We start from the raw sequence: 23,218 nt of genomic DNA, 5'->3' as shown, positions 1-23,218 counted from the left end.
TCTTGTCTGTTTTTTGAATGCACGGCACGCATACATACAGGCTGCGTGCCGTGCGGGGTTGTCATTTATTTGCTTTGTTTTTTCTATTTGTCATTATCCGATTATATGAACGCAACAGTCAGTCCTGCCATTACAATACTTACCATCGACATCAGCTTTATAAGTATGTTGAGCGACGGACCGCTTGTATCCTTGAACGGATCGCCTACGGTGTCGCCCACGATGGTGGCTTTGTGGCATGGGCTGCCTTTGCCTCCGAAGTTGCCTTCCTCAACCATTTTCTTAGCATTATCCCACGCACCGCCGGCGTTAGCCATGAATACAGCAAGAGTGAATCCCGTGGCGAGACTGCCGGCAAGCAGTCCGAGAACTCCTGCCACTCCGAGTACTATGCCCACGATCACGGGTATCAGAATCGCAAGAATGGCAGGCAGAACCATCTCACGTTGCGCTCCGCGTGTACTTATCTCAACGCACCGCCCGTAATCAGGTGTCGCCTCGCCTTGCAGAATGCCCTTTATCTCGCGGAACTGGCGGCGCACCTCCTCAACCATAGATGAGGCTGCACGGCTCACCGCACCCATCGTCAGACCACAGAACAGGAATGCCGCCATGGCACCGATGAAGCAACCCACAATCACTTTCGGATTTATGAGGTTGACCTGGAAGAACTCCATGAAGTCGGTTATTCCGGCATCAGAAGGATTGAACATCGCTCCCGCCGCGCCGATAAACTCTTTTCCGCTTTCGGCTGCGCGTATCATGGCTATCTTAATCTCCTCTACATATGACGCGAGCAGGGCAAGCGCGGTCAGCGCAGCCGAACCGATGGCAAATCCCTTGCCTGTTGCCGCTGTGGTGTTGCCGAGTGCGTCGAGCGCGTCGGTGCGGTGTCTGATTTCCTCTCCAAGCCCGCTCATCTCAGCGTTACCGCCTGCGTTGTCGGCTATAGGTCCGTATGCGTCCGTAGCAAGGGTTATTCCGAGAGTGGACAACATGCCTACCGAGGCTATGCCAATGCCGTAGAGCCCTTTGCTTACAGATGCCGCACTCATGGTCATGTCAAATCCGTTGGCACACAGATAGCTTATCATTATCGCCGCAGAAATGGCAAGCACCGGTATGAGTGTCGAGATCATGCCTGTTCCTATACCTTTTATTATTACGGTAGCCGAGCCTGTCACCGATGCCTCGGCTATCTTCCGGGTAGGCTTGTAGCTGTGCGACGTGTAATATTCTGTTGCCTGTCCGATGATGACACCGGCTATCAGACCGCTCAGGACAGAGAACGACAGTCCGAGCCAGTTGTCTATTTTCAGCATGTAGAGTATGACAAACGTTGCTACGGCAGTCAGTGCGGCACTGAGATTCGTACCGTTTCCGAGCGAGTGGAGCAGATCCTTCATTGTCGCGCCCTCCTTTGTCTTCACGGCGAGAATGCCGAGCAGCGAGAGAAATATACCCACTGTGGCAATAAGCATCGGTGCGATGACAGCCTTGAGCTGCATGTCTCCGCTCATGGCAAAGGCAGTCGCGCCGAGAGCTGCGGTAGACAGGATGGATCCGCAGTAGCTTTCGTACAGGTCGGCACCCATTCCAGCCACGTCTCCCACATTGTCTCCCACGTTGTCGGCGATTGTAGCCGGATTGCGCGGGTCGTCCTCCGGAATGTCCGCCTCCACCTTGCCCACAAGGTCGGCTCCCACGTCTGCCACCTTTGTATAGATGCCTCCGCCCACGCGGGCGAACAATGCCTGCGTGGAAGCACCCATTCCGAAGGTCAGCATTGTTGTGGTTATTGTTACCAGAGCCATCTGTTCACCGTCGTACACAGCGTTAAGGATGACAAACCACAACGCAATGTCGAGCAGTCCGAGTCCGACTACCACCAGTCCCATCACGGCACCGCTGCGGAATGCGATTCTCAGTCCGCTGTCAAGACCGCGCCGAGCTGCGTTTGCCGTGCGTGCGGAGGCGTAGGTGGCGGTCTTCATTCCGAGAAATCCCGCAAGCCCGGAGAAGAATCCTCCGGTGAGGAAAGCGAACGGCACCCAAGGGTTCTGCACCTTCATGACATATGCCATGAAGGCGAAAACAGCGGCAAGAATGACAAACACTATTGTGACAACCTTGTACTGCTGTTTAAGATACGCCATGGCACCTTTTCTTACATGTCCGGCTATCTCACGCATTCTTACGGTTCCCTCGTCTTCTTTCATCATGTTTCTGAAGAAGATCCACGCGGCAGCCAGAGCCGTTATGCTGGCGGCGGGAACGAGCCAAAATACAGATGGAATGTTGTTCATATATTTTCAGTTAATGGTTCAGGCAAATTAAAACAGGTTCAGAACCTCACGTCCACCTCTACGTCCACCATGTTATAGTTAGGTTTCTGCAGCGAACGGTCGTTCACGAAAGCGTATTCGGCACCCACTCTGAAGTTCTTGTGGAAGTCGTAGTGCGCGCCCACTTCATATTGTGTCTTGGCAGTACTCCATTCCGCTCTCGGGCGGTACATGTCGTAGCGTGCCTTAAGATAAAACTTCTTCTTCACCACCGGAGCAATCACGAGCGCGTAAAGACCGTCAGCCTTGTCGCCTGCGGCAGTGTTGACGGTGCAGTCCTTGGCGTCGTCCACGTCCTGATATGTTGTCTTGAAGGAGTAGCCCTGGCTGTGTATGTACTCCGAACGCAGTGTCCAGTCGTTTGCGGCATACTCAACGCTGAGAGCGTAACGGTTGCGGTCGAGTGTCCTGACCCCTTTCTTCTCCACGGTCGTCCCTTCAGGAGTGACAGCCGTCCATGAGCCTTTGCGCGAGTATGAGCCTGTCCATCCGAACGCACCTATCCTCAGTCCGCTCACCGGCATGACCCAAAGACCGCCGATGACGTCTTTGCGTTGGTCCACATCCTTTACGTTTATGCCCTGTCCGTTGAACACACCTATCTGATAATGCACCAGATTGCGTCCTGCGGCGTTCTTGATGAAGTCTCCCTGAAACTGCAGACCTATGTCGCGTCCGTTGCTGGCGTGTTCGCCCACACGGTCGGAGAATCCTGCCAGCTTGTTCACATTCTGTGCGTAGCTCATGAATCCCTGGTCTATGGGGTTCATCGGGTTCTCGAACGTGAACGGCCGTTTGTACTGTCCTATCTTCACTTTGAAGAACGGGAACTTCTGCCATTCGGCGAATGCGTCCACCACTCTCGGCGAGTTGCCCAGTGTCGATGTGTTGCCGTTGAACTGAATCTGTGTTTTCCAGTAGAAATCTTTCAATATGCGTCCCTCGAGCGACAGACGCGCCATGCGTACGTTGAACGAGTTGCTTTCAGCGTTTTCCTGACTGCTGTACTGATATTGCGTCATTATGTATCCGCTGAATTTGATGTCGCTGAAGACTTTCATAGTCTTCTCTTCTTTCTGAGCGTTGATGTTCATCGTTGCGAGTATGAGCATGACGCTTGTCACTGCTTTCTTGTTCATCATCTGAATTTTATGTGTTTATTGGTAAATTGTCTGTATCTGCGTCAGCCTGTCGCCCAACACAAATTTAATTAAAATAAGTTATGCCGGTATTGCTCCGGCATTCTTTTTTATCTTTTTTATAGCTTTTTGTTTCAAGTTTCAATTTCTCCTTACCAGCAGCACCACGTTCTCCACGTGCGGTGTATGCGGGAACATGTCCACCGGCTGCACCTCCTTCACGGCATATTCCGCGTCGAGCAGTGACAGGTCGCGTGCCTGTGTCGCGGGATTGCAGCTCACGTAGACTATCCGTTTCGGCTGTGCCCTGAGTATCGTCTCTATCACGTCGCCGTGCATTCCTGCGCGCGGAGGGTCTGTGATTATCACGTCAGGACGTCCGTGGCTGTCAATGAATGAGTCGGTGAGGATGTCCTTCATGTCGCCTGCGAAGAACAGGGTGTTGCCTATCCCGTTTATTTCCGAGTTCACCCTTGCGTCCTCAATTGCCTCCGGCACATACTCGATGCCTATCACCCTGCGTGCGCTGCGTGCCACGAAGTTGGCTATGGTGCCCGTTCCGGTGTACAGGTCGTACACGAGTTCGTTGCCTGTAAGCCCTGCAAACTCACGCGCGACTGAATAAAGATGGTATGCCTGTTCGGTGTTTGTCTGATAGAAACTCTTCGGTCCGACCTTGAACCTCAGTCCTTCCATTGTCTCGAAAATATGGTCGTTGCCCTTGAATACGCTCACTTCCAGATCGCCGAACGTGTCGTTGCACTTCTGGTTGTTCACGTAGAGCAGCGACGTTATCTGCGGAAACATGGCTGCGATGTGCTCCATAAGGCCTTTTGCGCGCTGCTCGTCGCCCTCCTCGTCGTAATGGAACTGTATGATGACCATCCACTCCCCGGTGTTGGAGTTGCGTATCACGATGTCGCGCAAAAGCCCGTGCTGCTGTCTGAGGTCGAAGAAGGTCATGCCGACAGACAGCGCATAGTCGCGTATCGCGTTGCGTATGCTGTTGTGCAGGTCGTCCATGAGCACGCACCTCTCTATCGGCAGTATCTTGTCGAACGCTCCTGTGATGTGGAATCCGATGGCGTTCATGCCTGTGCCGTCGAAGCTGTCGCCCGACGCTATCTGCTCTTTCGTGAGCCACTTCTTGTTTGAGCATCCGAACTCAAGCTTGTTTCTGTACTCGCTCGTTTTCACCGAACCCATTATCGGTCTGAACTCCGGCAGTTCCACCTTTCCTATTCTTGACAGCTGATCGTAAACCTGTTTCTGCTTTGCCTTCAGCTGTTCCTCATATGGAAGCATCTGCCATTTGCAGCCGCCGCACACTCCGAAGTGGCTGCACATTGGGGTGGTGCGCAGCTCGCTGTATTTTATGAATCTTGTCACTTCCGCCTCGCAGTAGTGATGTTTCTTGCGTCTCACCTGCAGATCGACGACGTCTCCTGGGACGGCAAACGGCACGAAGACGACCATGTCGTCTATTCTTGCCAGCGATTTGCCTTCAGCTGCTATGTCGGTAATCGTTATGTTCTCGAGCACCGGCAGCGGTTTCTTTTTTCTTGTCATTTTCTTCCGTTTAGCGTTTTTGTCTTTTCCGGATGATACGTATATTTTATGAAGATAATGCAAACTGGCACAATGAGAGCTTGTTCTTACATTGCCGGGTGCAGTTTTTATCTTGTAAAGATAATGCAAATGTGTGCAATGAGAACTTGCTATTATATTGCCGAGTGCAGTTTTTATCTTGCAAAGATAATGAAAGGTGAGTGTAGAAGCAAGCAAGGAAAACGTAGTTTTACTTGACTTGATACTTCCGAACCGCATCTTATCTTATGCAAAGGTAATATTTTCTGCCGAGATGCAGTCATAATATGCCGTCATAAACGGATATTTTGCTAAAACACATGTTGTTTGCGGAATGTTATTGTGCCTTATGAGAGACGGCATCCGTGGATGTTACAGTCTGTTATGGTATTGCCTTATTAAAGTTACGGTTTTTGTTAAATTATGTTTACTATAGTTAATATGCCGTTTTTGAAGTGCCTCAAAAACCGTCCGGTTTTCTGTCTGACCATGTCTGACGTTGAAAACACGAAAAATACGCGATTTTGTTAATTGCATGACACTCAGAGGGTTTTGCGTATTCATCCGCGCGAAGAAGCTTCCCCATATGCCGTTTTGTCGTGAAAATGCCGGTGAAAGAGGCTTTTCGGGGTTACGGAAAGGCACGTTCCGCACCGTGAGAAAGCCTTTCCGGCAGTGTGATAAAGGCTCTTTCGTGATGCGGAACGTGCATTATGGCATGGAAATACCAATCAAACGATGGTAAAAGAGGCTGTTTTCCGTGTCATCTTATTCTGTTTCATGTATTCCGGAAGTGTTAAATTAAGCCCAGGTTTTCTGTAAGCGCGTGTGTAGACACCGTCGCCGCCATCATGCGTAACTGTGCATGCCGCCCAGAAAATAATTCACTCCGAAGTAGGTCATGATGATGCACAGGAATGCCGCGGTGATGAATATGTGATAGCGCATAGGACTGCGTAGCCACTGCAGACTGCCGCTGTGCACGGCTATGGCATACACCATGAGGGTTATGAGAGCCCATACCTCCTTGGGGTCCCAGCTCCAGTAACGCCCCCAGGACACGCCTGCCCACACCGCTCCGGTGAATATGCCGATGGCGAGGGCGGCAAGAGCCGGATAGAGGAACAGTTGTGACATGAGCCGTAGCATGTGTTCCTGATGCTGCGAGCCGCGTCGCGTGAGATGCAGTATGATTGCCGTCACACCGCAGACAAATGTCAGGGAGAGCATGGCAAAGCCCGTCATTATGACCGACACGTGAATGCAGAGCAGGGGAGAGTTGAGCACCGGCATTATGTGACTTATCTGCGGATCCATGCTGTTGATGTGGCTCACGAGCAGGAACATGCCGGAGGAGAGCAGTCCGCAGGGCAAAAGGAACGGTATGCGCCGGCAGAACATCAGACAGAGAAGCATCACGAGCCATGCGGCGAGGAGCATCGTCTCATATCCGTCGGACATGGGAGCGGTGCCGCTTATCACCCAGCGCAACGCCAAGCATGCTGTAAGCGCGGCGAACGACGTGGCTGTCGTGGCGGCGGTGAGCGCGAACGTCACTCTGTCTGTACGGTTGCGGCGGCGGCAGTAGGCTGTGTCGCTGCAAAGACGGCGTATGGCAAGAATCATGGTGACAAGTCCCACGCTGAGGTTAAGCATGAAAAGTATGGTGGCGAACGGCACTTTGTTGTATATCATCTCGGCTCTTGTCTGCATGAGAGACGGCAGGGAGCCGCCTCCGTTCTTCTGCTGGAAGCGTGATGTTTTTGATATGATGTCGTTCATCCGGGCGTATTCGCCTGCCTTTGCATGGGTGTAGAGCAGTGAGAACACATTCTGTATGTAGAGCTTCCGGTCGTGCGGAGTAGTGTCGGGAATGGCAGATGTGGGGGAGTGCCATGTCACTTTGCCCCCGTCAGCGAGCGGGAACATCTTCAGGAGCGTGCCTCTCCGCAGCTCCATTATCAGACGCACCCTCTCGTCAGTGTCGGCAATCTGACGGTGGAACTCATCGTGCTGTCCCCAGAGATACTCCTGCACGTATGGTCCTATGACATATCCGCCCATGTCGCGGTTGAAAAACCGGTTGAGCGACACGTGTCCGGGGAGTGCGAGAGTTTCCCTCATCTCTCCGCCCTTTATTCTTATGAAGGGCTCGTCGCTCCATTCGTCGCCCCAGAATATCCATCCCGTCACCACCTGTTCGGGCGTAAGTCCTTTGTAAGAAGCCTTTCCGTAAATCTTCTTTGTGAAATCAACGGCGAATGTGTTGAGCGGACATATGCGGTCGTTGTGCAGTATGAGAAGACGTCCGAAACGGTCAGCCACGTCCTTCGGCAGTGTGTGCGGAGCGGCGTATGCCGGCATCACGGTGAGGAACAGAGCCGCAGCCGCGAGTCGCGACCTTTTTTGCGTAAGCATCCGGACGATGCGGCGGTAAGAGCCTTTCGGGTCGGCGAGCATCCAAAGAAATGAAATGAGCAGAAGCGCATAGCCCGTGTAGCTCACTGTTATGCCGTAAGGGTCGCGGCTCACCGACAGTCGGCTGCCGAGCATGTCGCTGTCGTAGCCAGCCTGACAGAATCTTGTGTGCCCGTAGCAGAATATGTTGTTCATGGACACCGATGCCGCCGTCTTGTGTCCTCCCTTTCTGTCGGTGACGGTGAAGTATGTCAGGTAGTCGGCGACGGCGGTTGTCCCCTCATGGTATTGTATGCGGAAAGAGTCAAGTCTGACGCTGAACGGCATCTCAGTCTCAACCGTGTTTCCCGTGTCTGTCTGCCTGCTGTAGCGGTCGGCTGTGACGCCCTGGTGCAGATGCAGCGTCCCCTCTTCCGCTGAGAGATGCGTGAGCAGTGCGCCTGCAAGTATCACTGCAAACGAGAGATGCAGCGTAAGGACAGACGGCAGGCGCACTTTCCTGCGCACAATCCATGCCGCAGCCAGTGCAACCATAACCGCCCATGCCGCTGAGAACCACCATGAGCCGTATATATGCCGCGACACGAACGAGCTGCCAAGATAGTGTTCGATGATGGTTGCCGCAGCCATTGTGGCTATTATAAATATGTATAGTATTATTGTTGTCTTTTTCATTTCATTCTGTTTTAACCCGAATCAGCCGAAAGACCGTCGATGTCGCTTTCCCGACTTTCTGTAAGCTCTTCATCCTTCTTCCGCACAGCTGCCGCCGGATTGCTTTCCGCTTTTTCACGGTGTAGCCTGCCGCATCTCCGATAAAGCCGAATACAATCCGGCTGACAGCAGCACGAAACAAGAATGTAAGTCTAATGACCGATTCGGGTTCAAGTGTTGCCGTAGCCGTCAGATGGAACGCAGGAACTTCACCACTGCGTCGCGGTCTGCCTTGCTGAGGTTGTAGAACTTCTCGGCAGATGCGTAGGCATGGCTCTTCTTGCTGTAGGCATGCCACATGATTGCCTCTATCTCGTTGCGTGCTCGGCAGTCGTGCAGCCTGTCCTCGGCTCCGGTGTTTATCAGAGACAGTCCTCTTCCCCATAGAGGTGTGGTTCGGCACCATGAGTTATGTATGTCGTTCTTCATGTACAGCTTGTGCTGCACAAAGTCAGAATAAGGATATATCTTCTGATTAGGGTACTTCGGGAGCGGCTTGTCCTTTATGACGTCAGGCGTCCAGTAGTTGTCCTCGCCTGTTGTCCACGACGGTCTGTGGCATGAGGCACAGCCTATCTCCATGAACACCTCCTTGCCCCGTTGCACCTCCTTGTCGTTAAGGTTACGCGCGCGCGGTATTGCCAGTCCTCGATGCCACACCATGAAGGCATAGAAATTGTCGGTGCTCATCTCCGGAGTGAAGTTGTGCCAGCGGTTGTCAAACTGGTTGGTTGACGGTGACAGAAGGTTTTTCACAGCGTCGGCGATGCCGCTTTCAGTACCGTCGGCATAATAGGGCGATGTTGGGTCGTTCTTTATGGCGTTTATCACATCGGCATTCATCGACATCGCATCAGCCCATGCCTGCGTGGTGTACAGTTTCGGTCGGTCTGGACGCGACACGTTCGGGATGTTCCACATGGCGTTTGCGCCTGCTCCGTCCTGGAGGCTCGCGCGTGTCAGAGCGTAGGTGTAGCGTTTTATCATTCCGCTCACGGGTGTTCCGTCGGCAAGCGCTCCGGGGCTTGTCCAGTTGGTGTAATATGCAGACGAAGCCCAGTCGTCGGACGAAAGATCCCACATCGCGCTGTTGATGTACTCATCCGCGTTGTTTCCGGTCTTCTCCGCCATCATCCGCGCATACTCCGCCTGAGCGCGATATTGCTCTTTCAGAGCCGATTCGGGTATTGCGTCGATGAGTCCGGTGCCTATAATTCCTATGGTCGACTCCACACGTACGGCAATGTTCTCCGGCTTAGGGTAAGTGTTGAACGCGCTTTGCGGAATGTTTATCTCCGGATAGATGAGCTCATATTTCTCACCGTCGGGAAACTCCATTGGCAGTCCGCTTTCCATGGCAGTGACCTGATGCCATCTCATGTCAATCTGGTTCTCGTCCACCGGAGGCAGGAACGGCGACACAGCCTGCGTCTGCGGCATTCCTGTCACCTCGCTTATGAACGGTCCGTCGTTGCTGTTGTCACCGTCCGTCGGATTGTATATTACGAGCAGATATCCGTTGCCGTAGTTCGCCGCCTTGTATGTGTCCTGCCTTTTACCGTGACCGTATGCAGGGTGACAGTCGATGCACGATGTGCGGACAGACGCCGGACCGAGTCCGTTGAACGGAGGAGTGTTCAGTGTGACGTTGCGTTCGAAGAACATTTCTCCGAGGTTGAAGTCGTCTATAAGTCCCTGATTGTTCACGGCGGGAGTCTCGTCTTCGTAGCATCCTGCCTGTATGTTCTCAGTCGTACCGAGCCTTCCTCCGGGATACCACTCGTCTTCCGAGAAATTGCCTACGGCTTTTCCGATGTATTTGTAGTCGTCGTCCTGCCATACGCCGCTGAAGTCTTTCGGGTCGTCGGTGCATGAGGCGGCAGCCAGACACGAACATGCTGCCAGCATGACGAAATGTGTCTTAATAATATTTTTCATATCTGATATGGTTTATATTGCATGTCTTGAATAATAGTATGTCCATGCCCGGCTGTCTGTCGCAGCCGGTGCATGGATACATGGAGAGCAGATTGTACGTCAGTTGGCGATTATCCAGTCTTTCGCTTCATTGAGCGTAGTGTTCAGGGTGTTGATGGCAGTCATGGCACTTTCGACATTGTCGAGTTCCTGCTTGGTTCCGCTGCTTGCTATGAGCACGAACGGCCGTCCCTGCAGACACACGTCGAGCGCCGCAAACGAGGCGTCAAGACCGGATTGGATCTCAGCGGCGAGCTCGGGTTTGTATTTTGTCAGATAAGCCATGATGGAGCTCGCATGGTATGAGGAACCGTCAATGTTGCCGTAAAGAGCGTTCTTTATGCTTACAATGTTGTCGTAGAAGTCGGTGAACGACTTGTAGCTGTAGGGCGACTCTATGTAGTTCGGGTCGTCGGCTTCGGCTCCTGTGTTTGCCTGTCCCGTGGCACAACGCCACACCTGACCCATCTTCTGGTCTGACACTTCCTGTGCTATGTTCATGCATCCTGAGTCAATGATGGTTGCAAGAACATTGCGCCATGAGGTGTAAGGGCTTTCGCTGCCCGGATTAAGAAGAGCGTGTCCGGTGTAAGAGCCTTGCGTGGTGAGCGTGAAACCGCGTTCCTGGCAACGTGCGATGCGCTCCGCAGGCGCGCTTTCGCCTTTCCATCCCACTTCAAGCCAGTAGCAGTGGTCGCGCAGGTCGCCTGCCACGGCAAGCGCGAAATCAAGCTCGAGCTTTCCGTCAACGCCTGAACCGGCAAACTCGGCGGCTGTCTCCTCACCGCTGAAATTGCTTACCGTTCGCGGGCTGCCGTCGCGGAAAAGAATGAATTCCAGCCCGTGGAAGCCAAGCCATGAGTCTTCGTTGTTGTTGCGGCTCACCTGTTCTATGGCTTCGTTGATGTCGTATCCCGGAGCGAAGATGGTGTTTCTGTTGTTTTTCAGAAACGTGGCGAGTCCGTCACGGCTGAGAGGCCATGTGTCGATGTGCGGGTCTATGCCGTGTACCTCAGCCGGACCATAGAGCCATGCCTCGCTCTTCTCCCACCATGCGCGAGCCTCAAGGAACGTTTTGCATACGTCGTCTATCTGGCTTTGCGTGAGGCTGCCTGCAGACAAGCTGGACTTCATTGTCTCTATTTTCCCGTAAAGCGACTCTGTGGCGTCGGCGAGTCTGCCGTAAGTGACGTACACCACATCGTTGACATAAGTGGAGGTGAGATCTTTCATCTCCTGCTGTTTCCGGAGCTCAGTCTCTGCGTTACGCTCGTCATCGTCGTCGTCGCTGCACGATGAGAAACCTGTGGTTGTGGCGAGAAACATAGCCACGTAATAGAAAAGTTTTTTCATTCTGTCGGTTGTTTTTAATTTTATGTTATAATATATGGTTAAAGAAAAAATCCCTGATAAGCTATACCTATGGATACAGACGGTTCGTCGTTGTAGTGCATGCCGGCGGCTGTGGTCTTGTTGAAGTAACGTTTCGAGTATTCAGCCTTGACAGCAATCTCCGGTATCGGATAATAGTTCAGACCGACGGCAAAACGGTTTTTCGCAGTATAGTTGAACGCATGCGACTGTGAGGCGGCTGGGATGTAGGAGTCGTAATACTCGTAGCGCGAGAACAGATACATTTTCTGGTCATCGCTTCTCAGCTTCGGTATTTGTGAGAAAATGTCGTATCCGGCTTCAATGCCGAGCGCGAGCGCATTCTTGCCGACCTCAGACTTGTTTACGGGCGAGCTGCCTCCGCCGCTGTTTGCCTTTATACTGCTTATCCTTGCCGCATCGTCAAGATAGCCGTAGTCGGCATTGCCGCGGACAATCCAGTTGTATCTGTTGAATGTGAAGTCTATTGCTCCGATGTAAACCCTGCCTTTCACCTTCTGGTTCACCTGGCCCTCGTTCTCCATGTCGTGCGGGAAGGAATTGTGCATGGAGCGTCCGTAATATCCGCTTATGCCGATACGCAGTCCTGGAACGGTGTAGTTGTCGACACGCGCAGCGAATCCGTATTTGTTCGCAACCTTGAACTCGAATGGAGAACCCGCGCCTCCCTGTATCCAGTTGTCGCGACTGAACAGCATGGCATCGAGACCGGCGATGAGCTGAAGCTCGTAACGGAAGTCACCAGCGCGTCCCCAGAAACTGACGCCTGTGTCATGCCAGGTGCACGGCAGGATGGTGGACTCGCCTTCGGGACGGTAGACCGTGAAGAAATTAAGCGGTTCGTGATAGGCGTTGGTAAGACCTACCGGTACGACAAAGTGCCCGAGACGGATGTTAGCCCACGGTGCGAACGATTTCTGAATCCAGAACTGCTCGAGCTCCACCTCGCCTCCTTTTTCAGTCTCCTGTTCCCATTCGCCTCCTTCTTCCCATTCTTTTTCAGACGCGCCTCCAGCACCTCCGTGTTCGAACTCAATCTCACTTGACATTGTCCATCCTTTACCGAAGTCATAGCTTATGTATAACACGGCATGAGGAATGTCGAACCTGCCGTGGCTCGGGTCGTTCCTGTAGTCTTTAGGACTGCGGTAGCGGTAGACGTTATCGCTGAAAAAATTGCGGGTGAGCGCCACCTCACCATATCCGCCTATGCTGAGACGTCTGCCGGATACATGCTGCTGGACGCTGTCTGAGGTGACTGTCTGCGCACGGGCAATGGCAGGACACCCTGAAACAGCCATTACGGCAGCCATTGAAAGGATGATTTCTGTTCTCATATTTTTTTAGTTTGATTTATGATTTTTATGATTGCAAAGTTATTTCTATCACTAATTCTGCGCAATACTTAAATTTCGGTAAAATGCCATTAACGTACTTTTGGTATAGATTGGGTTAAAAACAGTATAATTAACAGGAATATGCGTATAAAATACCTACATATTATTATTGTGCGGTTCATAAGTTTTTTGTTAATTTGCAACACGAATATATATATAATAATGTGCGATGAGAAGTTTTAAAATGTATGAAGCGAGTGACAAGATGATATCGCTTATAAAAGACAATTACAACCTGCTGCAGTGTCTGGGCAGTTTCGGGATAAGTCTGGGATTCGGAGACAAGACGGTAAGCGCGGTGTGTGAGGAACAGAATGTGGATACATTCACGTTTATGGCGATAGTGAACTTTACCATCAACGGCTATCTCAACGCTGATGATATAGGCAAGCTGTCTGTGCCGACACTGATGCAATATCTGAAGGCAAGCCATGAGTATTATCTCGGCTTCCAGTTGCCCTTCATACGGAAGGGACTCGTCGAGGCACTGGACGAGCGTGACAACCTTGCCGGACTTATAATAAGGCTTTATGACGAATACGCACATGCCATTACATCCCATATGAGATATGAGGAGAAGAACGTTTTCCCCTATGTGGAGGCTCTGCTCGACGGGAAGCCGACAGGCAATTATGATATAGACACATATTCGAAACATCACGGGCAGGAAAGCGACAGGCTCAGGGAGTTGAAAAGCATCATAATAAAGTATCTTCCCGGTGACGGGCTGCATAACAACCAGCTTTCGGCGACGCTGTACGACATATATAATAATGAGGAATGGCTGTCGTTGCACGCTGAGGTGGAAGACAGGATATTCATACCAGCCATAAGACTGCTTGAGCACAAGTCGCGTCAGAGCGGTGTGAGTCAGAATATCTCGAAGATGATAGGTCAGAACGGTGACGGCAACGAGGCGTTGGGAGAACGCGAGAAAGAAGTGATAGTGAGTCTTGTGCAGGGAATGACGAACAAGGAGATTGCTGACCATCTGTGCATATCGATAAATACGGTAATCACTCACAGGAGAAACATTGCAAGAAAACTACAGATACACAGTGTGGCAGGGCTTACAATATACGCCATTGTGAATAATCTTGTGGACATTTCGTCGGTAAAGCTATAGATGGAATAATAATTTTTATTTAAAAAATATATGTAGTTTGATGCGGCGTTATACATTTTTGTTTATCTTTGCATGAGATTTGCGAATACAACAAAAAGTATAACTGACATTACGGATGGCTTTAGAAAGTTTTCTGTTTTGGATAACTTTTTGAAAAACAAATTCGAGAAAATTATCCGTAATGGCTAAGAAATGAAATAAAAATGAAGGACTTTACTATCATGAAAAGGGACGGTTCGCGTGACCGTTTTTCCCTTGACAAAATTATGAATGCCGTAATCAAAGCATTTAATTCGGTGGGTGAGGAGACAGACTTGTGCTCGTTGTCGAAGATACTCAGTCATCTGGACATGCACGAGGACATAACCGTGGAGGACATACAGAATCAGGTGGAGACGGCTTTGATGCAGGAAGGGTATTATAAGGTGGCAAAGTCGTTCATGCTTTACAGACAGAAGCATACGGAAGACAGGGAGACTATGGACAAACTGCGTTTCCTTACGGAATACTGTAATGCCTCAAACGCGGCGACAGGGTCAAAATATGACGCCAACGCCAATGTGGAGCACAAGAACATAGCTACGCTTATAGGCGAATTGCCGAAGTCAGGATTCATACGTCTGAACAGAAGACTGCTGACAGACAGGATAAAGAAGATGTATGGAAAAGATGTGGCGAATGACTATATCGACAAGCTGACACACCACTTTATATATAAGAATGACGAGACAAGCCTTGCGAACTATTGCGCTTCTATCACAATGTATCCGTGGCTGACGGGCGGAACTATGTCGATAGGCGGTAATTCCACGGCACCGACAAATCTGAAATCGTTCTGCGGAGGTTTTGTCAATATGGTGTTTATGGTGTCGAGCATGCTGAGCGGGGCGTGTGCGACTCCGGAGTTCCTGATGTATCTTAATTATTTCCTCGGACTGGAGTATGGAAAGGATTATTGGAAAGAGCCGGACAAGATAGTAGACCTGTCGTTGAAACAACGTACGATAGACAAGATGATAACAGACTGTTTTGAACAGATAGTATACTCGATAAACCAGCCGACAGGCGCACGCAACTATCAGGCTGTGTTCTGGAACGTGGCATACTATGACAAACCGTACTTTGAGAGTCTGTTCGGGGATTTCTATTTCCCTGACGGTTCCAAGCCAGACTGGGACGGACTGTCATGGTTGCAGAAGAGATTTATGAAATGGTTTAACAAGGAGCGTACGAAAACCATTCTCACTTTCCCTGTGGAGACAATGGCTCTGCTGACAAAGGACGGTGATGCCGTAGACAATGAATGGGCTGACTTTACAGCTGAAATGTATTCGGAGGGACATTCGTTCTTCACTTATATGAGTGATAATGCCGACTCGCTGAGCTCATGCTGTCGTCTGCGCAATGAGATACAGGACAACGGATTCAGCTACACACTTGGAGCCGGAGGTGTGTCAACAGGTTCGAAAAGCGTGCTTACCATCAATCTGAACCGTTGTATACAATACGCGGTGAATAATAATTTAGACTACAAGGAGTTTCTCGGTGAGGTGGTGGATTTGTGTCATAAGGTACAGCTCGCATACAATGAGAATCTGAAGGACCTGCAGGATCACAAGATGCTGCCTCTCTTTGATGCGGGATATATAAATATGAGCCGTCAGTATCTCACTATAGGAGTGAACGGACTTGTGGAAGCCGCCGAGTTTATGGGACTGCAGATAAATGACAATCCTGAGTATCTTGATTTCGTGCAGACGGTGCTTGGAATAGTTGAGAGCTACAATAAGAAGTACCGCACCAAGGACGTAATGTTCAACTGCGAGATGATTCCGGCGGAAAACGTTGGCGTGAAACATGCGAAATGGGATAGGGAAGACGGATACTTTGTGCCGCGCGACTGTTATAACAGCTACTTCTATGTTGTTGAGGACGACAGTCTGAACATAATGGACAAGTTCAAACTGCACGGAGCACCTTATATCAAACATCTGACCGGTGGCTCGGCATTGCATATGAATCTGGAAGAGCATCTGTCGAAGGCGCAATACAGACATCTTTTGAAGGTGGCAGCTGTAGAGGGATGTAATTATTTCACATTCAATATTCCTAATACAATATGTAACGACTGCGGGCATATAGACAAGCGTTATCTCAAGGAATGTCCTCATTGTCACAGCAAGAACATCGATTATGTGACACGTATAATAGGCTATCTAAAGCGGGTGAGCAATTTCTCGCAGGCACGCCAACAGGAGGCTGGACGCAGATATTATGCGGAAAAGGACAGAATGGTTGAGGCATGATGTTTAGGTAACGGATAATTGCGGAAGATGCTTAAATATATAAATTACGGCATAGTGTTTCAGGAAATCCCGGATGAGGTGACGCTTTCGATAAACATATCTAACTGTCCTTGCCGTTGTCCGGGATGCCACAGCACTTATCTATGGCAGGATACCGGCACTGCATTGACACCGGTCGTACTTGAGAAATTCATCCGTGAATATGGAAATGACATCACGTGCATCTGCTTTATGGGCGGTGACGCGGAACCGGAATATGTGAATGTGCTGGCAAGTTTTATGCATCGCGAATATCCTCAGTATAAGATAGCGTGGTATAGCGGAAGACCGAGAATATCTTCCAAGATAAGGAAAACGGATTTCGACTATATAAAAGTTGGTCCGTATATAAAACATCTGGGTTGTCTGAAAAAACATACGACAAACCAGCGTCTTTATAAGCGTGTGTCGGGAGAGGATTTCATGGATATAACTTATCGTTTCTGGCGATAGATCACATATTGATAGTAGAGTTTTATTATGGGAAAGCCTTGTGTCGCAATAGTTGATTCAAATACATTTGCCTGTATCGGTCTTAAAGACATGCTGCAAAATGTCATGCCTATAATGGATGTGGACACATTCAGGTCGTTTGCAGAGTTGGAGGCAAACAGACCGGAACATTATTTTCATTATTTCGTTAGCGTGAACGTTGTTCTGGAACATAAGGCTTTCTTTGTGTCACATAAGAAAAAGACTATTGTATTGTCGCATATCACAGAGCCTACCGTATTGACGGAAGGCTTTCACAATATATGCGTGAGCCTTTCTGAGAGTCATTTGCTGAAAGCGCTCCTGTCTCTTGAGCACTATGCTCATGCCGAAGGCAGGAATCTTCCGGCAGAAGGCAAAAGCGAGTTCCATCATTGTGTCTTGTCTGCACGGGAGATTGAGGTGATGTCATTGATTGTGAAGGGATTTATCAATAAGGAAATAGCTGACAAACTGAATATCGGTATGTCGACAGTTATAACCCATCGTAAGAACGTGATGACAAAACTTAATCTGAAAAGCGTCGCATCGCTGACCGCATATGCTGTCATGCACGGTTACGTGGATATAAACAGCATATGACAATCAAAGGAAAGGAGTGAGCAGATGGGCAAACCATCCGACAAATTTCTGCCAGTCAGTTCTGAATTTATTCCATGTCTGAGGGGTGAGCTTGAAACACTCCTTTTTATCATTGTCGAACATGTCAGACAATTCTTTCGTGGTGCACTTGTCTACGATGACCGCATTTTCCTCAAAATCAAAGTTGAGGCTTCGCGCATTAAGGTTGGCACTGCCTACGGTGCAGAAAAGTCCGTCAACCATTATGACTTTCGTGTGGTGGAATCCCGGTTTGTAAATGTATATATCGGCACCATGTTTCATGAGTTTGTGCACGTTGTAGAAAACGCAGTCAGGAGTCAATGGTATGTCGCTGTGTGCCGATACCATTATCTCAACTTTCACACCGCGCTTTATCGCGTTGCGTAATGCTTTCTTAAGCTTTCTATTCAGAGTCAGGTATGGATTGATAATCTTTATACTGTCTTTAGCGTTGTTTATCGCACTTTCATAGAACGTTCTTATAATCTTGTTGCTTATACGCGGTTCACGGTTTATTATTCCCACCATTTTTTTACCGGCTGTCGAGCATGTATCCGCTTTCAAGCCTTTGAAATAAGTCGCAGGGAAACATCCTCTGAAATACTGTGCCCCGTGAACGTTCTGTCCTGTGACTTTGTTCCATATTTTTAAGAAAATGGCTTGGAGCGTGTTTACTTCGTCTCCATCTATCCTGCAATGCATGTCACGCCATTCTCCAACATGTTCTGTACCGTTTATATAGTAATCAGCAACGTTCATACCACCTGTATATGCGATTTTACCGTCGATAACAACAATCTTGCGGTGGTCTCTGTGAAACACATGGTTAATCCATGGGAAACGTATCGGATCGAATTCATATATTTCGATGTTTTTATTGCGTATCGCTTTCAGATGACGTTTGCGAAGCGGTCTGTTGTTGGAAGCGTTTCCAAAGCTGTCAAACAAAGCTCTTACCTCGACACCTTCTGATGCTTTTTCTGCAAGCAGGTTAAATAAAAGACCGGCAATGGAATCATTGCGGAAATTGAAATATTCCAGATGAATGCTGCTTCTCGCCTGCCTTATAGCCTTGAACATGTCGTCGAATTTCTCTTGGCCACTCATCAATAGCGCTATGCTGTTGTTTTGAGAGAATTTCACACCAGAGTTGCGTAGTTCGTCTACTACAAGCGAATCACTTGTCTGTGCCTGAGCGTACTGGCATATATAATAAGTAAAAAATATAAATATGATATATTTCAATTTCATCTTAAACTTTATATGTCATGCTTTTTTATTAATCCTACTATGCCAGACAGATGTAGGATTGTCTCTATAATATCGCATGCTTTTGTTAAGGAGCATGTCGTCAGGTGTAAATATAAGAGATGTATATAGTAAATTATATACTATAAATGTTAGTTGCATGGGAATGGATATTACGGTCAACTTATATGAATTGTGTAAATAAAAATCCTACTCTCATGCAACATTGTATAATTATTTTATGAAAAATTCAAGTCATCATACAGCATATTATACAGCTTTATTGACCCAAATAGAAATAAATCAATTGGCTGATTCAAATTCATTAAGGAAGCGTACGTCATTTTCTGAGAACATTCTCAAATCCGCAACTTGGTATTTCAGGTTCGTTATGCGTTCTACGCCTAATCCGAATGCATAGCCACTGTAAACCTTGCTGTCTATGTTGCATGCTTCAAGTACATTGGGGTCAACCATTCCGCATCCGAGAATCTCAACCCATCCGGTGTGCTTGCAGAAGCCGCAGCCTTTACCTCCGCAGATATGACAAGATATATCCATTTCGGCGCTTGGCTCTGTGAACGGGAAGTAGCTCGGACGAAGACGGATACGCGTGTCGTTTCCAAACAGTTCTTTCGCAAATGTTAAGAGAACCTGTTTTAAATCAGTAAACGATACGTTCTTGTCAATATAAAGACCTTCTATCTGATGGAAAAAGCAATGTGCACGTGCTGATATCGCTTCATTGCGGTAAACCCGTCCCGGACATATCACACGAATCGGCGGTTGCTGATGTTCCATCACACGGCTTTGGTCGTTGGATGTGTGTGAACGAAGGATTATATTTTTTGTTACATCTTCTTTATTTGTTTCTATAAAGAACGTGTCCTGCATGTCGCGCGCCGGATGGTCTGCGGCAAAGTTCAGCTTTGTGAAAACGTGCAGGTCATCGTCTATTTCCGGTCCTTCTGCAATGCTGAATCCCATGCGCTGGAAAATATCTATGATTTTGTTCCTTGTAATTGTCAGCGGATGGCGCGCTCCGAGTTGTATCGGATAGGCGGAACGTGTCAGGTCTATATCATTTAATGTGTCATTGCCTGTATCTGCGTTATCTTTCAACTCATTGATTTTCTGTATGGCAAGTTGCTTAAGCTCGTTTATTTTTATTCCAACAGTCTTTTTATCTTCCGGTGCAACATTTCTGAAATCAGCCATAAGGTTGGTTATTTCACCTTTTTTGCCGAGATATTTCAGACGCAGAGATTCTATTTCTTCTGCGTTTTTTGCTGAAAGATTGCCTATCTCGATAATAAGTTGGTCTATTTTGTCCAATATCATAGTTATTGTGTTGATTGTGTATGTCGCTTATTGCAGACAGGCATTATGGCTCATAAAGGGTACTTTGGCTCATTATAATATCATGCCTGACTTTTTAAATCATTGCAAAGGTAATATTTTTAGCTTAGAATAAGAAATATATAGAAATAAAGTTGTACTTTTGCTAAAAATTTGAGGAATGGCAATGCCTGAACTATGTATATGAAAAGAAGTGTTGTTTTTATTATACTGACATTGATAGCCAGTGTAATATGTTTTTCTTCAATGGGCTGCTCTGAAAAAAAGAACATTATGGCAGATTCTGTTTCTATTGTTGATTCTTTGACTGTGGACACAACGGCGACAGATACGATGGAAACAATTATTGCGCAAACTCCAATGCCACGAGCTGCTGATGAGCTGTTTGACGACTTCTTTTTTAACTTTGCAGCCAACAGTAGATTGCAGAAGAAACGTATAAGATTCCCCCTGCCGGTAATCCGTAGAGATACAACTTTTATAAAGTCGAAGGCTTGGAAAACCGAACATTTCTTTATGCACCAGGATTATTATACGTTGATATTTGACGATTTGAGGCAGATGGATGTTGTGAAAGACACTACGATTCATCATGTGGTAGTGGAAAAGATATATCTTAAACGCAATATGGTTAAGCAGTATCTTTTTGACAAGATGCACGGACTTTGGACGATGACATCCATAAAGTATGAGGGAATACGGAAAAACCGGAATGCTTCATTCCTTCGCTTTTATGGAAAATTTGCGACCGATTCTGTTTTCCAGCTTAACAGTATAAATGACCCGTTGGATTTTTCCGCTCCAAGTTCTGATGACGAGTTTAATATAACAAGTGGCTTTCTTGCACCAGAACAATGGTTATCATTTGCTCCTGAACTTCCTGCCGGTGTGATTTATAACATTCAGTATGACTGTGAGGCAAGGGCTGACAGAAATCAGAGGATATTCGTTATACGTGGTATATCCAATGGACTTGAGACAGAACTTACTTTCCGTAAGAAAGACGGAAAGTGGATGCTAATAAAGCTGATAGTATGATAAAAGATTCTTGTAATTATAATCTGCTTAGACATAATACATTTGGCATGAATGTCAAATGTGCAAGGTTTTTGGAATTCAGCACAATTGATGACTTGCGCGAGATTACGTCACAAAGAGATATTGTTGACAAACCTATGCTTATTTTGGGCGGAGGCAGCAATGTCTTGTTTGTAGGCGACTTCCCAGGTACTATACTTCATTCAGGAATTAAAGGTATTGAGCTTATCCGAGATGAGGATACAGCCTGTCTGAGATGTGGCTCAGGAGAAGTGTGGGATGATGTTGTTGATTATGCAGTGTCAACAGGTTTGTATGGAGCTGAAAATCTTTCAGCCATACCTGGAGAAGTCGGTGCTTCAGCAGTACAGAATATAGGAGCTTATGGTTCTGAAGTGAAGGATCTTATTGTGAATGTTGAGGCTGTGGACGTTATGACGGGAGAGACGTGTGAGTTTTCTCCTGTTGATTGCTGTTATGGTTACAGAGACAGTAAATTTAAACATGAATGGAAAAACCGCTATATAATAACATATGTGACGTACAGATTTTCCAAGAAATTTGAACCTAAGTTGGACTATGGCAACATAAAGTCTTTTTTGTCGTCAAACGGGATAGACAATCCCACCGCAAGATGCCTTAGAGACGCCATAATTTCCATACGAAATGCTAAATTGCCAGATCCGGGCATTCTTGGAAATGCGGGCAGCTTCTTCGTTAATCCTATTATAAGCATGGAAAAATATTCAGCTTTAAGTGCGGAATATCAGAATATGCCTCATTATCTTTTGGATGACGGACGTGTTAAAGTACCTGCAGGGTGGCTTATCGAGCAATGCGGATGGAAAGGTCGTTCGCTTGGAAACGCAGGAGTCTATGAAAAGCAATCTCTGGTGCTTGTAAATAGAGGTGGAGCTACGGGAGAAGAGATTCTCGCTCTTTGCGAAAGAATATGTTCAGATGTAAATAAAAGATTTGGTATAGAGATTTTCCCGGAGGTTAATATTATACGGTAGTTTCAATTATTTGTAAAATTATGAAAGTCACACTGCTTGGAACCGGAACGTCAGGTGGAGTACCCTCATTGGGCTGTAATTGTAAGGTGTGCCGTAGTACTGACCCTCGTGACAGACATTTGCGCAGTGCTGCGCTGTTGGAGACATCTTCCACCCGAGTGCTTATTGATTGTGGTCCGGACATACGAGAGCAACTGCTCCCTTTCCCTTTTGGTCGTATAGATGCTGTACTGCTTACTCATTGTCATTATGATCATATCGCAGGCTTGGACGACTTGCGCCCGTTTTGTGTATTCGGAGCTATTAACATTTATGCTGACAATGCAACATCGGAATGCGTTAAGCGCATTATGCCATACTGTTTTGGTGATAATCTTTATCCTGGTGTGCCGTTAATAAATTTGCATGTAATAAAACCAGGCGATACTTTCAGAATAGGTGATATAAGTGTTCAGCCAATAAAGGTCATGCATGGTGAGATGCCGATATTAGGATATCGCTTTTCTGATTTTGCGTATATCACAGACATGAAAACAATAGATGATTCTGAGCTGGAAAAACTTATTGGTGTAAAGAAACTTGTTGTCAATGCCTTGCGGTTTTCAAAGGAACATCATTCACATCAGTTGGTGAAAGATGCTGTGAATTTTGCTAATAAAATAAGGGCAGAGGAAGTGTTTCTTACACATGTCTGCCATCATATAGGATTATATGCAGAGGCTTCTGCCATGCTTCCTGCCGGTGTATATCTTGCATACGATGGTATGACAATTAACGTCTCTTCTTTTTGAATAATAAAGGACGGTTGCCCTTGAACTTTCTGTATATTTTCCATCCAAGGATGATGCCGTCTATCAGTCCGGCTCCCATGTTAATCATGTTAGACATTCTTTGTACCGGAGTTGCCGGTTCCTGTGTTTCCTTTTTATAAAACAAATTACTCCATAAGGAGGATATCTTTTCTTCATCTGCATAAATCTCATTCCGCAGTTGGTCCTTTCTGGCACGTATGTCAGCCAAAG

16 protein-coding genes are annotated in these 23,218 nt (G+C 47.8%); 7 read left to right on the top strand and 9 right to left on the bottom strand.

The window, feature by feature from the left end; all coding sequences use genetic code 11:
- Positions 1–101 precede the first annotated feature (101 nt).
- The 7 genes from BN4609_RS02215 to BN4609_RS02180 all read right to left on the bottom strand — a co-directional run bounded on the left by BN4609_RS02215 (position 102) and on the right by BN4609_RS02180 (position 12,909).
- Positions 102–2,306 carry a sodium-translocating pyrophosphatase gene (locus BN4609_RS02215; protein WP_068855138.1) on the bottom strand — a complete coding sequence of 735 codons (2,205 nt, stop codon included), beginning with the start codon at positions 2,304–2,306 and terminating at the stop codon, positions 102–104.
- A gap of 38 nt (positions 2,307–2,344) precedes the next feature.
- Positions 2,345–3,484: a porin gene (locus BN4609_RS02210; protein WP_068855261.1), complete on the bottom strand. Its 1,140-nt coding sequence runs from the start codon at positions 3,482–3,484 to the stop codon at positions 2,345–2,347.
- A 141-nt stretch (positions 3,485–3,625) separates the two neighbouring features.
- A complete protein-coding gene (rlmD, locus tag BN4609_RS02205; protein WP_068855137.1) occupies positions 3,626–5,053 on the bottom strand; it encodes a 23S rRNA (uracil(1939)-C(5))-methyltransferase RlmD in 1,428 nt (475 codons plus the stop codon).
- 867 nt (positions 5,054–5,920) lie between these two features.
- Positions 5,921–8,164, bottom strand: coding sequence for a cytochrome c biogenesis protein CcsA (locus BN4609_RS02200; RefSeq protein WP_068855136.1), 2,244 nt, complete (start codon positions 8,162–8,164; stop codon positions 5,921–5,923).
- Positions 8,165–8,392: 228 nt separating this feature from the next.
- Entirely contained in the window at positions 8,393–10,141 is a 1,749-nt protein-coding gene (locus tag BN4609_RS02190; protein WP_068855134.1) for a di-heme oxidoredictase family protein, read from the bottom strand.
- Positions 10,142–10,240: 99 nt separating this feature from the next.
- A complete protein-coding gene (locus tag BN4609_RS02185) occupies positions 10,241–11,533 on the bottom strand; it encodes an imelysin family protein (protein WP_068855133.1) in 1,293 nt (430 codons plus the stop codon).
- Positions 11,534–11,571: 38 nt separating this feature from the next.
- Positions 11,572–12,909, bottom strand: coding sequence for a putative porin (locus BN4609_RS02180; protein WP_068855132.1), 1,338 nt, complete (start codon positions 12,907–12,909; stop codon positions 11,572–11,574).
- Positions 12,910–13,138: 229 nt separating this feature from the next.
- On the opposite strand from BN4609_RS02180, the gene BN4609_RS02175 reads away from it, so the two are divergent.
- From BN4609_RS02175 to BN4609_RS02160, 4 genes are all read left to right on the top strand, one after another.
- Complete coding sequence (locus BN4609_RS02175) at positions 13,139–14,095, top strand: LuxR C-terminal-related transcriptional regulator (protein WP_068855131.1); 957 nt, start codon at positions 13,139–13,141, stop codon at positions 14,093–14,095.
- Between the two features lie 203 nt (positions 14,096–14,298).
- Positions 14,299–16,401 (top strand): anaerobic ribonucleoside-triphosphate reductase, encoded by a 2,103-nt coding sequence (gene nrdD, locus BN4609_RS02170; protein WP_068855130.1) that lies wholly within the window; start codon positions 14,299–14,301, stop codon positions 16,399–16,401.
- A gap of 27 nt (positions 16,402–16,428) precedes the next feature.
- Positions 16,429–16,893 (top strand): anaerobic ribonucleoside-triphosphate reductase activating protein, encoded by a 465-nt coding sequence (nrdG, locus tag BN4609_RS02165; RefSeq protein ID WP_068855260.1) that lies wholly within the window; start codon positions 16,429–16,431, stop codon positions 16,891–16,893.
- Positions 16,894–16,920: 27 nt separating this feature from the next.
- Positions 16,921–17,514: a response regulator transcription factor gene (locus tag BN4609_RS02160; protein WP_068855129.1), complete on the top strand. Its 594-nt coding sequence runs from the start codon at positions 16,921–16,923 to the stop codon at positions 17,512–17,514.
- A 3-nt stretch (positions 17,515–17,517) separates the two neighbouring features.
- Here the strand turns inward: BN4609_RS02160 and BN4609_RS02155 are convergent, their stop codons facing one another.
- Together BN4609_RS02155 and pheS are read right to left on the bottom strand one after the other, a co-directional pair.
- Entirely contained in the window at positions 17,518–18,786 is a 1,269-nt protein-coding gene (locus BN4609_RS02155; protein WP_068855128.1) for a phospholipase D-like domain-containing protein, read from the bottom strand.
- 300 nt (positions 18,787–19,086) lie between these two features.
- Positions 19,087–20,124 (bottom strand): phenylalanine--tRNA ligase subunit alpha, encoded by a 1,038-nt coding sequence (gene pheS / locus BN4609_RS02150; protein ID WP_021994286.1) that lies wholly within the window; start codon positions 20,122–20,124, stop codon positions 19,087–19,089.
- A 201-nt stretch (positions 20,125–20,325) separates the two neighbouring features.
- Here pheS and BN4609_RS02145 point away from each other — a divergent pair, with 201 nt between their 5' ends.
- The 3 genes from BN4609_RS02145 to BN4609_RS02135 are packed head-to-tail and all read left to right on the top strand — an operon-like array spanning position 20,326 to position 22,987.
- Positions 20,326–21,180 (top strand): DUF4348 domain-containing protein, encoded by an 855-nt coding sequence (locus tag BN4609_RS02145; protein ID WP_068855259.1) that lies wholly within the window; start codon positions 20,326–20,328, stop codon positions 21,178–21,180.
- Entirely contained in the window at positions 21,180–22,196 is a 1,017-nt protein-coding gene (gene murB / locus BN4609_RS02140; RefSeq protein WP_068855258.1) for a UDP-N-acetylmuramate dehydrogenase, read from the top strand. Before BN4609_RS02145 ends, murB begins: the two co-directional genes overlap by 1 nt.
- Positions 22,197–22,216: 20 nt before the next feature.
- Complete coding sequence (locus tag BN4609_RS02135; protein WP_068855127.1) at positions 22,217–22,987, top strand: MBL fold metallo-hydrolase; 771 nt, start codon at positions 22,217–22,219, stop codon at positions 22,985–22,987.
- The last annotated feature ends 231 nt before the right edge of the window (positions 22,988–23,218 follow it).

Origin of the sequence: Leyella lascolaii, from assembly GCF_900079775.1 — a bacterium.
GTDB classification, from domain to species: domain Bacteria; phylum Bacteroidota; class Bacteroidia; order Bacteroidales; family Bacteroidaceae; genus Prevotella; species Prevotella lascolaii.
Note: the sequence above shows the minus strand (reverse complement) of the source record. Positions and strands in the feature narration are given on the sequence as shown.

Coding starts and splice junctions, on each gene's coding strand:
- BN4609_RS02215 (WP_068855138.1), bottom strand. CDS start 2,306: ATGAACAACATTCCATCTGTATTTTGGCTCGTTCCCGCCGCCAGCATA.
- BN4609_RS02210 (WP_068855261.1), bottom strand. CDS start 3,484: ATGAACAAGAAAGCAGTGACAAGCGTCATGCTCATACTCGCAACGATG.
- rlmD (WP_068855137.1), bottom strand. CDS start 5,053: ATGACAAGAAAAAAGAAACCGCTGCCGGTGCTCGAGAACATAACGATT.
- BN4609_RS02200 (WP_068855136.1), bottom strand. CDS start 8,164: ATGAAAAAGACAACAATAATACTATACATATTTATAATAGCCACAATG.
- BN4609_RS02190 (WP_068855134.1), bottom strand. CDS start 10,141: ATGAAAAATATTATTAAGACACATTTCGTCATGCTGGCAGCATGTTCG.
- BN4609_RS02185 (WP_068855133.1), bottom strand. CDS start 11,533: ATGAAAAAACTTTTCTATTACGTGGCTATGTTTCTCGCCACAACCACA.
- BN4609_RS02180 (WP_068855132.1), bottom strand. CDS start 12,909: ATGAGAACAGAAATCATCCTTTCAATGGCTGCCGTAATGGCTGTTTCA.
- BN4609_RS02175 (WP_068855131.1), top strand. CDS start 13,139: ATGAGAAGTTTTAAAATGTATGAAGCGAGTGACAAGATGATATCGCTT.
- nrdD (WP_068855130.1), top strand. CDS start 14,299: ATGAAGGACTTTACTATCATGAAAAGGGACGGTTCGCGTGACCGTTTT.
- nrdG (WP_068855260.1), top strand. CDS start 16,429: ATGCTTAAATATATAAATTACGGCATAGTGTTTCAGGAAATCCCGGAT.
- BN4609_RS02160 (WP_068855129.1), top strand. CDS start 16,921: ATGGGAAAGCCTTGTGTCGCAATAGTTGATTCAAATACATTTGCCTGT.
- BN4609_RS02155 (WP_068855128.1), bottom strand. CDS start 18,786: ATGAAATTGAAATATATCATATTTATATTTTTTACTTATTATATATGC.
- pheS (WP_021994286.1), bottom strand. CDS start 20,124: ATGATATTGGACAAAATAGACCAACTTATTATCGAGATAGGCAATCTT.
- BN4609_RS02145 (WP_068855259.1), top strand. CDS start 20,326: ATGAAAAGAAGTGTTGTTTTTATTATACTGACATTGATAGCCAGTGTA.
- BN4609_RS02135 (WP_068855127.1), top strand. CDS start 22,217: ATGAAAGTCACACTGCTTGGAACCGGAACGTCAGGTGGAGTACCCTCA.